Annotated in this window: 14 protein-coding genes; 11 read left to right on the top strand and 3 right to left on the bottom strand. The window is 36.5% G+C overall.

The annotated features are described in order from the left end of the window. Positions 1-45 precede the first annotated feature (45 nt). Positions 46-1,281, bottom strand: a complete 1,236-nt coding sequence (gene pepT, locus I3217_RS03890; protein ID WP_435048418.1) for a peptidase T — start codon at positions 1,279-1,281, stop codon at positions 46-48. A gap of 102 nt (positions 1,282-1,383) precedes the next feature. Between pepT and I3217_RS03885 the strand changes: the two genes are divergently transcribed. The 3 genes from I3217_RS03885 to I3217_RS03875 are packed head-to-tail and all read left to right on the top strand — an operon-like array spanning position 1,384 to position 3,945. After that, on the top strand, positions 1,384-2,418 hold the full coding sequence (locus I3217_RS03885; RefSeq protein WP_435048417.1) for a quinone-dependent dihydroorotate dehydrogenase: 1,035 nt from the start codon (positions 1,384-1,386) through the stop codon (positions 2,416-2,418). 4 nt (positions 2,419-2,422) lie between these two features. Then, positions 2,423-3,049 (top strand): LysE family translocator, encoded by a 627-nt coding sequence (locus tag I3217_RS03880; RefSeq protein WP_435048416.1) that lies wholly within the window; start codon positions 2,423-2,425, stop codon positions 3,047-3,049. Positions 3,050-3,081: 32 nt separating this feature from the next. Next, the gene (locus I3217_RS03875) at positions 3,082-3,945 is read left to right on the top strand and encodes a hydroxymethylglutaryl-CoA lyase (protein WP_435048415.1); all 864 of its coding nucleotides are present in this window, start codon (positions 3,082-3,084) and stop codon (positions 3,943-3,945) included. An 18-nt stretch (positions 3,946-3,963) separates the two neighbouring features. Here the strand turns inward: I3217_RS03875 and I3217_RS03870 are convergent, their stop codons facing one another. Beyond that, positions 3,964-4,275 (bottom strand): EthD family reductase, encoded by a 312-nt coding sequence (locus tag I3217_RS03870; RefSeq protein ID WP_435048414.1) that lies wholly within the window; start codon positions 4,273-4,275, stop codon positions 3,964-3,966. A gap of 269 nt (positions 4,276-4,544) precedes the next feature. On the opposite strand from I3217_RS03870, the gene I3217_RS03865 reads away from it, so the two are divergent. The 8 genes from I3217_RS03865 (at position 4,545) to I3217_RS03830 (ending at position 12,062) form a co-directional block, all read left to right on the top strand. Continuing rightward, positions 4,545-5,918 carry an HTTM domain-containing protein gene (locus I3217_RS03865; RefSeq protein WP_435048413.1) on the top strand — a complete coding sequence of 458 codons (1,374 nt, stop codon included), beginning with the start codon at positions 4,545-4,547 and terminating at the stop codon, positions 5,916-5,918. Between the two features lie 114 nt (positions 5,919-6,032). After that, positions 6,033-6,470, top strand: a complete 438-nt coding sequence (locus tag I3217_RS03860) for a thioredoxin family protein (RefSeq protein ID WP_435048412.1) — start codon at positions 6,033-6,035, stop codon at positions 6,468-6,470. After that, positions 6,470-7,450 carry an FAD:protein FMN transferase gene (locus I3217_RS03855; RefSeq protein WP_435048411.1) on the top strand — a complete coding sequence of 327 codons (981 nt, stop codon included), beginning with the start codon at positions 6,470-6,472 and terminating at the stop codon, positions 7,448-7,450. The genes I3217_RS03860 and I3217_RS03855 overlap by 1 nt, the downstream gene beginning before the upstream one ends. Next, positions 7,447-7,659, top strand: a complete 213-nt coding sequence (locus I3217_RS03850) for a DUF4266 domain-containing protein (RefSeq protein WP_435048410.1) — start codon at positions 7,447-7,449, stop codon at positions 7,657-7,659. The genes I3217_RS03855 and I3217_RS03850 overlap by 4 nt, the downstream gene beginning before the upstream one ends. A gap of 2 nt (positions 7,660-7,661) precedes the next feature. Then, on the top strand, positions 7,662-8,957 hold the full coding sequence (locus tag I3217_RS03845) for a DUF3570 domain-containing protein (RefSeq protein WP_435048409.1): 1,296 nt from the start codon (positions 7,662-7,664) through the stop codon (positions 8,955-8,957). 25 nt (positions 8,958-8,982) lie between these two features. Further along, positions 8,983-9,711 (top strand): Insecticidal toxin complex protein, encoded by a 729-nt coding sequence (locus I3217_RS03840; protein WP_435048408.1) that lies wholly within the window; start codon positions 8,983-8,985, stop codon positions 9,709-9,711. A gap of 68 nt (positions 9,712-9,779) precedes the next feature. Beyond that, entirely contained in the window at positions 9,780-11,252 is a 1,473-nt protein-coding gene (gene guaB, locus I3217_RS03835; RefSeq protein ID WP_435048407.1) for an IMP dehydrogenase, read from the top strand. Between the two features lie 174 nt (positions 11,253-11,426). Next, the gene (locus tag I3217_RS03830) at positions 11,427-12,062 is read left to right on the top strand and encodes a sterol desaturase family protein (protein WP_435048406.1); all 636 of its coding nucleotides are present in this window, start codon (positions 11,427-11,429) and stop codon (positions 12,060-12,062) included. Here the strand turns inward: I3217_RS03830 and I3217_RS03825 are convergent. Continuing rightward, positions 12,059-13,093: an AI-2E family transporter gene (locus tag I3217_RS03825; RefSeq protein WP_435048405.1), complete on the bottom strand. Its 1,035-nt coding sequence runs from the start codon at positions 13,091-13,093 to the stop codon at positions 12,059-12,061. The genes I3217_RS03830 and I3217_RS03825 overlap by 4 nt on opposite strands. Positions 13,094-13,096: the final 3 nt, after the last annotated feature.

Raw genomic sequence — 13,096 nt, 5'->3', positions numbered from 1 at the left:
GCAAAGATACTGTTTTAAAGCAGTAGCGTGTTGAAAAATAAAACTTTAGGCTTTAGCTGTTAATTCTGCTATTTTACAAATAACCTCGGTAGCTTTTATCATGCTTTCTACCGGGATATATTCGTAACGGCCATGAAAATTATGACCACCGGCAAAAATATTAGGACAAGGCAGCCCCATATAACTTAGTTGCGAACCGTCGGTACCACCACGAATGGCTTTGATATTTGGTGTAATTCCAATAGCTTTCATCGCTGCTTCTGCTATATCTACAATGTGCATTACTGGTTCAACCTTTTCTTTCATATTAAAGTACTGATCTTTAATTTCGATATTTACAACTTCGCGTTCGTATTGTGCGTTTAACTCGTTGGTAAGTTTATGCATCATGTCTTTACGGGCTTCGAAATGCGCTTTGTCGTGGTCGCGAATAATATATTGTAATGTTGTTTCTTCAACATCTCCTTTAATATCGGTTAAGTGAAAAAAGCCCTGATATCCGGAAGTGTGTTCCGGCGTTTCCATGCGTGGCAGGGAGTTGATGAATTCCGTGGCGATATACATGGAATTTACCATTTTGCCCTTGGCGTATCCCGGGTGTACTATTTTACCTTTGACTTTGACTTTCGCTCCGGCAGCGTTAAAGTTTTCGTATTCCAGTTCCCCAATTTCGCTACCGTCCATAGTATAAGCCCAGTCGGCACCAAATTTTTCAACATCGAATTTATGAGCACCACGCCCAATTTCTTCATCTGGTGTAAAGCCTACACGAATTTTACCGTGTTTAATTTCAGGATGCTGAATCAGGTATTCCATAGCCGATACAATTTCGGTAATCCCGGCTTTATCATCTGCGCCTAAAAGGGTAGTCCCGTCGGTAGTAATTAGCGTCTGACCTTTATATTGTAATAAATCTTCAAAATAGCTAGGAGACAATATTATGTTTTGCTCGGCATTTAAAACAATGTCTTTACCATCGTATTCTTCTATAATCTGAGGTTTTACGTTGGCACCTGTAAAATCTGGAGAAGTATCGAAATGGGAAATAAATCCTATAGTTGGCACGTCGTGGTCTACATTACTTGGCAAGGTAGCCATAATGTAGGCGTTTTCGTCTATAGTTACATCTTCCATACCAATTGCTTTTAATTCTTCTGCAAGTGCATTGGCAAGATTCCATTGCTTTTCGGTACTTGGAGTTGTGTTACTTTCTGGATCAGATTCAGTATCTACGGTAACGTAACTAAAAAATCTGTTTATAATATGTTGTTTGTTTATCATGCTAAGGAAAGATTTTACGCAAAAATACTACTAAAAATTATTTATGCTTTTTGAATTGGATGATTTTTTAATTAAAAGTACTTTTGCATAAATAATTACTAGATGTATAAATTATTAATACGCCCTTTATTCTTTAAAAGCGATCCAGAGAAAGTACATCATTTCACCTTTTCCATGGTGCGTTTTCTTTCTAAAATACCTTTAATCCCATCACTATTCAGAGCATTGTTTGTCGTTGAAGACAAGCGTTTGGAAACTAAAGTGTTCGGGTTAACTTTTAAAAATCCGGTAGGTTTAGCTGCAGGTTTCGATAAAAATGCTGTGTTGTATAATGAGCTTGCTAATTTTGGGTTTGGGTTTATTGAAATAGGTACGGTAACTCCGGTAGGACAGGAGGGAAATCCTAAAAAAAGAATCTTCAGATTGCTCGACGATCAGGGATTAATTAACCGGATGGGCTTTAATAACGAAGGGGTGGAAGCTGCCATTTCACAGTTAAAAAAGAATAAAAAGAAATTGTTAATAGGAGGAAATATTGGTAAAAATACCCAAACGGCTCCCGAAAATTATACAGCAGATTATCTGACTTGTTTTAATGCGCTTCATCCTTATGTAGATTATTTTGTTCTTAATGTAAGTTGTCCAAACGTGGGAAGTCATGCCAAGTTAAATGATAAAGATTACCTGTTGGAGCTTATAAATACCGTTAAGACGGCAAATAAGAGTTTTGAAGTACAAAAACCAATACTATTAAAAATAGCACCAGATTTAAATCAGATGCAGTTAGATGAAATAGTGGAACTGGTTAATGAAACGGAGTTGGATGGTGTTATAGCTTCAAATACTTCTGTAGATCGTAGCAATCTTAAAGCTTCAAAAAGTAAACTGGCAGAAATAGGTAATGGCGGTTTAAGCGGGCAGCCAATTAAAGATAAAAGTACTCAGGTTATAAAGTATTTAAGTGAAAAGAGTAATAAGTCCTTTCCTATTATTGGAGTTGGAGGTATTCATTCGGCCGAAGATGCTTTGGAAAAACTAGATGCGGGAGCGACCCTGGTACAAATTTACACAGGGTTTATTTATGAAGGGCCTGGCTTAATTAAGAAAATTAATAAGGCTATTTTAAAACGAAGTTAAAACATTGAATACAGATGTTTTAATATCTTTTGCCTTTGCTTCTGCAGCCTTAGCCATTGCTCCGGGACCCGATAATATTTACGTGTTGCTGCAAAGCATAACACATGGTAAAAAGTTTGGTCTGGCGACTGTTGCAGGATTAATAACAGGATGTTTGGTGCATACTTCTTTGGTTGCATTTGGTATTTCAGCCATTATCAGACAATCTGATGTTTTGTTTTTTATTATAAAATTGTTTGGAGCGGCTTACTTGTTGTATCTGGCCTATAAAGTATATTGCGGTGCTGCAGAAGTTAATTTGTCAGTTAATGCGATACCTCAGAAAACAGTAAAGCAATTATTCAGGCAGGGGTTTATAATGAATGTTTTAAATCCGAAGGTGTCGATTTTCTTTCTGGCTTTTTTTCCCGGATTTTTGTTTAGTTCCACTTTAAGTATACTACAGCAGTTTTACATCCTCGGCTTTATTTTTATGGCGGTATCATTTCTTGTATTTGCTTTAATAGCCTTACTGGCTGGATCTATTTCAATGTATATTAAACAGCACCAAGGGGTTGGCTTGTTTTTGAAATGGTTGCAGATTATAGTATTTACAGGGATTGCAATTTTCATTCTGCTATCAGAAAAATAATAGTATTTTTATACTCTAAATTATTATAGTTAATGGCTCAGGGAGTAAAAGTAATCGAATGTCCGCGAGATGCGATGCAAGGTATTAAAATGTTTATACCTACAGATCGGAAAGTGCAGTACATTCAATCGCTTTTACGCGTAGGTTTTGATACGATTGACTTTGGGAGTTTTGTGTCTCCAAAGGCCATTCCGCAAATGGTTGATACAGCAGAAGTCCTGTCTAAGCTGGATTTATCTAAAACGACTTCTAAATTACTGACTATTATAGCCAATACCAGAGGAGCAGAAGAAGCTTCGGTGCACAAAGAAATTGATTATCTGGGCTATCCATTTTCCATTTCAGAAAACTTTCAAATGCGTAATACCCACAAAACCATTGCGCAATCTGTAGAAACTTTACAGGATATTTTGAATATAGCCGATAAGTCTAATAAGGAAGTTGTGGTATATATTTCCATGGGGTTCGGGAATCCTTATGGAGATCCATGGAATGTGGATATTGTAGCAGACTGGACAGAACGGTTGAGTAAAATGGGCGTTAAAATATTGTCTTTAAGCGATACCGTTGGGACTTCTAATCCGGAAACTATATTCTATTTGTTTTCAAATCTGATTCCGAAATACCCTGAAATTGAATTTGGAGCTCATCTGCATACAGCACCTAAGGCCTGGTTCGAAAAAGTAGATGCTGCTTATAAGGCGGGGTGTAAACGTTTTGACGGAGCCATTCAGGGCTTCGGGGGCTGCCCCATGGCAAAAGACGAATTAACAGGGAATATGCCTACAGAAAAACTGTTGTCTTATTTTACAGCGAAACAGGAGAATCAACTTAATGCTTTAAGTTTTGAAAGTGCCCATAATGAGGCGACCAAGATTTTTTCGGTTTACCATTAATTACTGCTTTTAGTTTTTTTATTCAGGTTTACCTACCAGAATTACAGGCATACCACCGGAAGAAATTCGGGTTGCATCTGCTGATACTTCCTGCATTTCGGGAGTAGCCAAAGAAGCGTCTAAAGCTTCCTGAGAAGCGAAAGGCATAGAAAACATAAGATAAAAGAAAGATTCTTTTTCTGGGGTAGATATGAATCTTGTAACTGTATAGGGTTTACTGTCTAAAGGGAGGCCCGTTTTGTCATGTAATAAGGCGATATGTTTTTCATAGTTTATATTAAATAAAGCTTCGTCTATAGGTTGCGGGTACAGTACTATTAAATTTACCATGGCTTAATATTTTTATTGTGGGAATTTATAAAGTTACTTTTTATTTGGAAATTATAGCCGTGGTTTTTGAGTTTTTAGTAAGGTTGAGCAATGATCTGAAAGACAAAAAGATAACGAAGTAAGCTGAAATTAATTAGGAATGCAGTACTTCACTTACAAAAAAATACTGTATATTAAATCATTCTTAAAAAGCTTGGTACCCGTGTCTGAGCCCTCGAGAATACAAGTTAAAGTGCTCAATGTGGGAATGAAATTTTATGTAATGTATTATGGGAGTAACTTGGACGAGATATTTAAATAAAACGATACATCCGGCTCCTCTGGCTGGATTCAGGCTGACTTTCGGAATAGTCATGCTGATAAAATTAGTGCTTTTCTGGAAGCAGGGCTATATCGAATCCTATTATATTTTACCTGAATTTCATTTTTCTTTTTATGCTTTAGACTGGATTCAACCACTGGGACATTGGACTTATGTTATCTTTGGTTTGTGCGTATTTTCTGCTTTAGGAATTATGTTAGGGTATAAATACAGATGGTCGGTTATCCTCTTTTTTCTGAGTTTTACTTACATGAGTCTGATGGATGTTGCAGTGTATTATAACCAATACTATTTTATTAGTGTTTTAAGTTTTTTAATGATTTTTTTACCCTGTAATGCAGCATTTTCTCTGGATTCGTTATGGAGTAGAAGGAGTTTTAAAACCATACCTTTCTGGTGTGTCGATACTGTAAAATGGCTTTTGGTGATGGTGTTTGTTTTTAAAGGTCTTGGCACTCTGAATTCAGATTGGCTGTTACATGGGGAACCATTTAAAATCTGGTTAAAATTATATGCAGAAACCCACACCTCCGCTCCACAGTTTTTTCAAAGTGCAGGTTTTGCTAAAATACTTAGCTGGAGTTTTAGTATGTTTTGTCTGAGTTTTCCACTATTATTCTACGGGAAGAAAACGCGGTTTATTTCCTTTATAATTCTTTTAATCTTCCATTTCATTTTCCATGTATTATTGCCGGAAAATGTTTTACCGATTTTATTGGTGTTATCTACTTTAATTTTCTTTGGCCTGCAATGGCATTACGCTGTAATTCGTATGGTAAGACAGTTGTTGTCTCCAATTCAGTACGGTCTTAAACTTCCTACGGCTTTAAAAATGACTAAGGACTATGCCTTTCATTTAGAGTTTCCTAAAATTATTTTAGGCGTATATTTTATAATTTTACTGGTTTTACCACTGCGCTATTTGAGTTATCCGGGAGAATTATTATGGACCGAAGAAGGGCTGCGTTGGTCCTGGCGCTATGCATTAATGCATAAAACGGGTAAAGCTGTTTTTAGTGCTAAAGACGGAATTACAGGAACAACTTTTACTGTTGATAATGCTCAGTTTTTAACTTCTGAACAGGAACGTAATTTGAGGACAAATCCAAATCTCATGTTGCAATATGCTCATAAGATTGGTGAATACTATGGAAATGAAGGTATCCAAAATGTTCAGGTTTTTGTTACTAGTACCGTTGGACTAAACGGTCGTTTGGAGGAGCCTTTTATAAACCCAGAAGTTGATTTGTTTCAGCAGGAAATAAATTTGAAACACAAGGACTGGATTCTGCCATTTTCAGGAGACATAAAAGGGTTGTAAAAGAGTTGCAGCAGGATGTAGTGATGGCTGTAACTTTAGTTACTAAATCTTTCAAATAAAACCTGTTAATTTACGTTAGTACATAACATCAGTCTAATACTATACCATTAAATCATGCGAATCATAGTTTTTACGATTTTAATGTTTTCTTCTATTAGTTTATTAAAAGCTCAAACATGGGAGACTAATTTTCCGGTAGCCAAAACAGAGGCTGCTCAAAGTAATAAAGCTATCATTTTAGTGTTCTCGGGGTCCGACTGGTGTGCTCCTTGTATAAAACTTGAAAAACAAATTTTGGAATCGGAGACTTTTAAGGCCTTTGCTAATGAAAACGCAATTTTGGTGAGGGCAGATTTTCCTAGAAAGAAGGAAAATCAGTTGCCGGAGGATATTCAGGAGCAGAATAGTCAATTAGCAGGGCTGTATAATCAAAACGGATATTTTCCTTTTGTAGTTGTTCTGGATGCTGAAGGACACGTTTTAGGAGAAGCCGGTTATGAAAAGGTGAAGCCTGAACAATATGTGTCTAAATTAAAACATTTTATAAACTGATGCTGCGTCGGGTATTGATATTGCTAATATTGGTATTCTCAAATTCCAGTTTTGCTCAAGGTACATTTAAGCGCACTTTGAAATTGATGGGGAGTCGTTTCGATATTACCGTTGTGGCACATTCACAAATAGAAGCCGATCAATATATCGATCTGGCTATTGCCGAAATTTCCAGAATTGAACATTTAATATCGTCCTGGGATTCAAATTCTGAAACCTCAAAAATTAATGCCAATGCAGGAAAACAAGCAGTGGTAGTCGATAAGGAGCTATTTGGTTTAATAAAACGATCTATAGGGATTTCAAAATTAACGCAGGGTGCTTTCGATATTTCTTATGCCTCTATGGATAAAATCTGGAAATTTGATGGAAGCATGAAAACTATGCCAGATGCCAGTGAAATTAAAGCTTCTGTTGAAAAGGTTGGTTTTGAGAACATAGTGCTGAATGAAAATAACTCTAGCGTATTTTTAAAGTTACCGGGAATGAAAATTGGCTTCGGAGCCATAGGTAAAGGGTATGCCGCAGATGCAGCTAAAGCATTGTTAATGAAAAAAGGCGTTATTGCCGGTATTATAAATGCTTCCGGAGATATGAATACTTGGGGAAAGCAAACTAATGGCTCACCCTGGAATATAGCGATAACGAATCCGCTTAACAAGGAGAAGGTCTTTGCGATGCTACCAGTGGATAATCAGGCTATAGTAACCTCGGGGAACTACGAAAAGTTCGTAAAGTTTAATAATGTGCGTTACACACATATCATAGATCCGCGTACCGGCTATCCCAGTACAGGATTAATAAGTGTGAGTGTTATGGCGCCAAAAGCTGAACTGGCAGATGCTCTGGCTACTTCCATATTTGTTATGGGGAAAGATGTAGGCTTAAATTTTATAAATCAGCTTAAAGGTGTTGAATGCATCATTATAGACGAATCCGGAACTGTATATTATTCCGATCTAATAAAACCTAAACCATGATGAAATTTGTTATTATACTATGTTTACTTGGATTGAGTATGACGTCTTGCATGGCAGTTAAAGAATACGAAAAAGTAAATATTAACGATCCTGATATGCAGTTATCGGCACGCCCGGCAGAGCGTTTTGAAACTAATTTTCAACTTTATCGCGAAGGGTCCGCTGGGGCAAATGGTGGAAAAACAGGAGGGGGCTGCGGCTGTAATTAGATATGAAACGGATTTTAATTTTTGCAATTTTTTGTATATCTGCTTTAGGAATGGCTCAAGTTAATGACGGGAGTCAGCAACCTAAAACTGAGTATAAGAAAAGGGTTTTAGAAGCTACAGAAGTAGATTTCTTGATGAGTTATTATGCTCAGAATGGTGAGCATGCGGCAGTTTCCGGAGGAATTGGAGATGAAAAACTGACGGATATAACACCAACTTTTGTTGTTGCAGTACCTTTAAATAGTGATGATGTGCTAACTGTAGATGCCGGAATTTCGGCTTATACTTCGGCATCGTCCAGTAATATTAATCCTTTCGATGGGAATAAGCCGGCTAGTCCGTTTTCAGATTCTTCAGGAGCATCACGGTCGGATACCTGGGTAAATGGAACTGTTGCTTATGCACATTCATCCGACGATAGAAATCATATTATGGGTGGGCATGTTAGTGTCGCATCAGAATTCGATTATTTTTCTATTGGTTTTGGAGGGAGTTACACTTATTTGTTTAATGAAAAAAATACAGAGATTGGGGTAAAAGCCAATGTATATCTTGATACCTGGAACCCGCAGTACCCCATAGAACTACGTCCGGGGTTTTCATATTCAAATATTGCAGGAGAAGGTACTTATAATCCGTATAAATATGAAAAATTTAGCGATTTAGGCCGAAATTCGTACAGCTTGTCTTTGAGCTTTTCACAAATACTCAATAAGAATCTTCAGGTTTCAGTTTTCGCTGATATCGTTCAGCAAAAAGGATTGCTTTCCACACCGCATCAAAGGGTGTATTTTGAAGATGAACCCGATTTTTATATCGATGATTTTCAATTGGCTGATGATGTGGAGCGTTTACCAGATTCCAGGTTTAAAATACCTGTAGGAGCACGATTAAATTATTACATCAATCAAAAATTAACCTTAAGAACGTATTATAGGTTTTATACGGACGATTGGGGACTGGTTTCGCATACGGCCAGTGTAGAGTTGCCATTCAAAATAAACGATAAATTTACGGTTTACCCCATTTACAGATACTATACACAAACGGCTATAGATTATTTTGCACCATATGAGGAGCATGTTTCTACCGAAGATTATTATACTTCAGATTATGATTTGTCTGAATATAACAGTAATCAATTTGGAGCAGGGTTTAATTATACAGACATATTTACATCTTTCAGTATCTGGAAATTTGGTTTAAAGAGCATCGATTTTAGATATGGGCATTATTCCAGAAGCGATGGTTTAACTGCTAATATTTTTTCAACAGCGTTTAAATTCTTATTAGATTAATTCCCTAACTTTAGGTTTTAGCCTGATGTGTTTTAATCGAATTTTTTCTTCTGTCTGCTGGTATGCATTATTTATCCTAGGCGTATATCAAAGTAGCTATGCTAAGGAGTGGCAAAGTTTAAAAGCGTACCAGAAAGCAACTAAGCAGGAACATTTAGCACAAGGAGATTGGTTAAAAAGAGATAGAATACAGAATAACGGTCTCTACAACAATGCAAATCGATACAATTTGCTTCATAATTGCCCTGAAGAATATCCGACTGTAAAGCAGCGATATTATTTTTACAACTGGTTACAAGGCGAGTTACATGACAAAAAGGTGGATGTGAACTGGGTTAAAATGGCACGTTTTATTTCTAAAAAGTTGAGTTATGTGAGTGCTTTTCCTTATAAATGGTTCGTAAGAAAGTCCACCATATATTATTCTAACTTAGGGAGTGAAGTGGCATTTAGTAAGGCTTTTGGCTATCTTAATGCGCTGTATAGCCGTTCTGAAGTACCTGATTCTGAAACCTGTTTGAAGTGGGATTTAGCGATGTTAGAACGAGAGCAATACAATTGGGTGGAATCGGTGTATCAAAAAATGGATGAAAGCAGTTTAAAACAAATCGAGCGTATAGCGAAAGGTAAGAGTGTTTACCGTTTATTTATACCTAAAGCTCTCGAGTTTAAAGGTAATTTAAGTAATCCGGATGATCGTTATAATTACGCTCTTGAAACGCTCTTGCCGTATTGCAGTCAAACCGATAATTAAATCTTAAAGAGTAAATTATTTTGTAATTAAAATTGTATATTTGCACGCAATTATATCTTAATTGCATCATGACAGCACACGAAAACAAAATTGTAGGAGAAGGATTAACTTACGACGATGTCTTATTAGTTCCTGCATTTTCAGAAATTTTACCACGCGAGGTAAATATTCAAACAAAATTCACGAAAAACATTACCATTAATATTCCAATTATTTCTGCAGCGATGGATACCGTTACAGAAAGTGCAATGGCTATTGCAATAGCCAGAGAAGGAGGAATTGGTGTACTTCACAAGAACATGACCATTGCACAACAGGCGCAGGAAGTTAGAAAAGTGAAGCGTGCAGAAAGCGGTATGATTATCGATCCCGTAACCTTACCATTAACAGCTACAGTTTTAGATGCGAAAAATAATATGCGTGAGCATAGTATTGGAGGAATTCCGGTGGTTGATGACGAAGGGAAACTAAAAGGGATTGTAACCAACAGAGATTTACGTTTCGAACATGAAAACAACAGACCTATTGTTGAAATCATGACCAGCGAAAATTTAGTAACGGCAGCAGAAGGAACCTCTTTAAAAGATGCTGAAGTTATTTTACAGGAAAACAAAATTGAAAAATTACCTGTAGTTGATGCAAACTATAAATTGGTAGGGTTAATTACTTTTAGAGACATTACTAAGCTTACCCAAAAGCCAATTGCAAATAAAGATTCTTACGGACGTTTACGTGTTGCTGCCGCTATTGGTGTAACAGGAGATGCTGTAGATCGTGCGGAAGCTTTATACAATGCAGGAATTGATGCGATTATCATCGATACAGCTCACGGACATACCAAAGGAGTGGTTAATGTACTTAAAGAAGTTAAAAAGAAATTCCCGGATTTAGATGTTGTGGTAGGAAATATTGCAACTGCCGAAGCAGCGAAGTACTTAGTAGAAGCTGGTGCTGATGCTGTAAAAGTGGGTATTGGTCCTGGGTCTATTTGTACTACACGTGTTGTTGCCGGAGTTGGATTTCCTCAGTTCTCAGCAGTATTAGAAGTGGCAGCAGCTATAAAAGGGACAGGTGTTCCTGTAATAGCTGATGGAGGTATACGTTATACCGGAGATATTCCTAAAGCAATTGCTGCAGGAGCCGATACGGTGATGCTGGGGTCGCTTTTAGCCGGAACTAAAGAATCACCAGGAGAAACAATTATTTACGAAGGAAGAAAATATAAGTCTTATCGTGGAATGGGTTCTGTAGAGGCGATGAAACAAGGAAGTAAAGACCGTTATTTCCAGGATGTGGAAGATGATATTAAGAAATTGGTTCCAGAAGGGATTGTAGGTCGTGTAGACTATAAAGGTGATTTATTTGAAAGTATTCATCAGTTTATAGGAGGCTTGCGTGCAGGTATGGGCTATTGTGGAGCTAAGGATATAGAGACTTTAAAAGAAAACGGCCGTTTTGTTAAAATTACAGCCAGTGGTATTAACGAAAGTCACCCTCACGATGTTACGATTACTAAAGAATCGCCTAATTACTCAAGATAAGAAGTAATTATAGGTTTTTTAGTCTATATATTTTAAAACACTTTAAACGGATTTCTTCTGAATCGGTTTAAAGTGTTTTTTTTGTTTCAAACACTGTATATTGAGTTTTTTGAGGAATACCGGGTTTTGGTTGTTTGGGTAATTTTTGTATTTTTAAGTACCTAAATAAGACTTATGGCAGCTAAAGTAACTACTAAGTATTCACACGGTCAAGCTCAAATTTTTAAAAATCCTTTTTTAGAAAGTCTTACAAAAACAAATCCGGTTTCTAATATTATAGTGTATGGTTTAACCATCGCAGGGTTACTATACTGGGCAATTGCTGTACGAGGATTGAATCCTTTGGTGTGTTTGGGTTTATTTGTGTTTGGTGTTTTGTTCTGGACCTTTGCCGAATATATACTACATCGTTATGTGTTTCACTGGGTTACCGATGCCGAATGGTCTAAGCGGTTTCATTTTATAATGCATGGTTCTCATCATGAATATCCCAGGGATAAAGACCGTTTGTTAATGCCGCCGGTACCAGGTTTATTAATGGCCTCTGTTTTGTTTGGAGTGTTCTATTTAATCTTTTGGATACTTGGAATTAGTAATTTAGTGTATGGCTTTTTTCCTGGCTTTTTTAGTGGTTATCTCATGTATTCTTTTGTCCATCGCGCCACACATATTATGCGTCCGCCAAAGCGTTTTAAAAAGTTATGGCTGCATCATAGCTTACATCATTACAAATATCCGGATAAAGCGTTTGGTGTATCTAACCGATTCTGGGATCGGGTTTTTGGAACGATGCCGCCTTCAGAACACTAATTTTTAGACAGTAGGCTGGCTAATAATCGGGTGCTTTTAAATTGTTCCAGAATAATTTTAATAAATACTGTAATAGGAATAGCCATAATAAGACCGGGTACGCCCCAAATAAATCCCCAAAGCATAAGCATAACCAGAACGGTAATGATGTTTATAGAAAATGATTTCCCCATAAATACAGGCTCTAAAATGGCACCAAACAAGACCTGAACTCCGGTAATACTCAAAATAAAAAATATTAAGGTACTTGTGGCTTCAATTTCTACAAAAGCGAAAATAGAGAGTAGAATTACTGTAATAAAAGAGCCTACCATTTGTATGAAATTTATAATAAAAGCAAATAAGCCCCAGAATATCGGGAAACTTACATTAAAAGCATAACAGGCGAGTCCTGTGCCTATACCAGTTAAGAGGCTTACCAGAAACTTGACCTTTATAAAAGTGATAAGGTCTTTCTCTATCTTCATAAAGGTTTTAATAGAGGTATGCTTTTGTTTTAAAATGGTTTTATTTATCAGGTTGTGTACGTTTATAGATTCAGCGAGCCATAACACGACAAAAAACGCTGTCATTAACACGGTGGTTAATGACTTTTGAATATAATTAAGAGTGGGACCGAAGTTTTTTAATAAGGTTTCTTTATTGAAAATCTGAGTAGAAAGGCTGGTATTTTCCTGTAATATATCAGTACCGAAGAAAGCTTCAATATTCCCTATTAAAAGATTAATTTTAGAATGGGCTTTACTTAAAAAAGCATCGCTTGTCGATAAAATTTCTCTACTGGATAATTTAATTAATTCTCCTCCAATTTTAAAAAAACATACAATTAATAATACAATTAAGATAATACTAATCGTTCTTGGAATATTGCGTTTAGTTAACCATCGCATAATGGGTAAAAACAGGAGCGCAATAAACATGGAGAAAATAAGCGGAATAAAAATAAACGATAAGGTTTTTAATAAGTAAAACACTAATGGGATTACTATTATTAAGAGTAATAGGTTGGTCGTGCGTCTGTCGTTTAGCATGGA

The organism is Formosa sp. S-31, from assembly GCF_051172795.1.
GTDB lineage: Bacteria > Bacteroidota > Bacteroidia > Flavobacteriales > Flavobacteriaceae > Formosa.
This window is presented reverse-complemented; position numbering and strand designations above follow the sequence as displayed.

Excerpts from the sequence above, each read along its gene's own strand:
- I3217_RS03830 (WP_435048406.1), top strand. The coding sequence starts at position 11,427 with ATGGCAGCTAAAGTAACTACTAAGTATTCACACGGTCAAGCTCAAATT.
- I3217_RS03850 (WP_435048410.1), top strand. The coding sequence starts at position 7,447 with ATGATGAAATTTGTTATTATACTATGTTTACTTGGATTGAGTATGACG.
- I3217_RS03870 (WP_435048414.1), bottom strand. The coding sequence starts at position 4,275 with ATGGTAAATTTAATAGTACTGTACCCGCAACCTATAGACGAAGCTTTA.
- pepT (WP_435048418.1), bottom strand. The coding sequence starts at position 1,281 with ATGATAAACAAACAACATATTATAAACAGATTTTTTAGTTACGTTACC.
- guaB (WP_435048407.1), top strand. The coding sequence starts at position 9,780 with ATGACAGCACACGAAAACAAAATTGTAGGAGAAGGATTAACTTACGAC.
- I3217_RS03875 (WP_435048415.1), top strand. The coding sequence starts at position 3,082 with ATGGCTCAGGGAGTAAAAGTAATCGAATGTCCGCGAGATGCGATGCAA.
- I3217_RS03865 (WP_435048413.1), top strand. The coding sequence starts at position 4,545 with ATGGGAGTAACTTGGACGAGATATTTAAATAAAACGATACATCCGGCT.
- I3217_RS03840 (WP_435048408.1), top strand. The coding sequence starts at position 8,983 with ATGTGTTTTAATCGAATTTTTTCTTCTGTCTGCTGGTATGCATTATTT.
- I3217_RS03825 (WP_435048405.1), bottom strand. The coding sequence starts at position 13,093 with ATGCTAAACGACAGACGCACGACCAACCTATTACTCTTAATAATAGTA.
- I3217_RS03885 (WP_435048417.1), top strand. The coding sequence starts at position 1,384 with ATGTATAAATTATTAATACGCCCTTTATTCTTTAAAAGCGATCCAGAG.
- I3217_RS03845 (WP_435048409.1), top strand. The coding sequence starts at position 7,662 with ATGAAACGGATTTTAATTTTTGCAATTTTTTGTATATCTGCTTTAGGA.
- I3217_RS03855 (WP_435048411.1), top strand. The coding sequence starts at position 6,470 with ATGCTGCGTCGGGTATTGATATTGCTAATATTGGTATTCTCAAATTCC.
- I3217_RS03860 (WP_435048412.1), top strand. The coding sequence starts at position 6,033 with ATGCGAATCATAGTTTTTACGATTTTAATGTTTTCTTCTATTAGTTTA.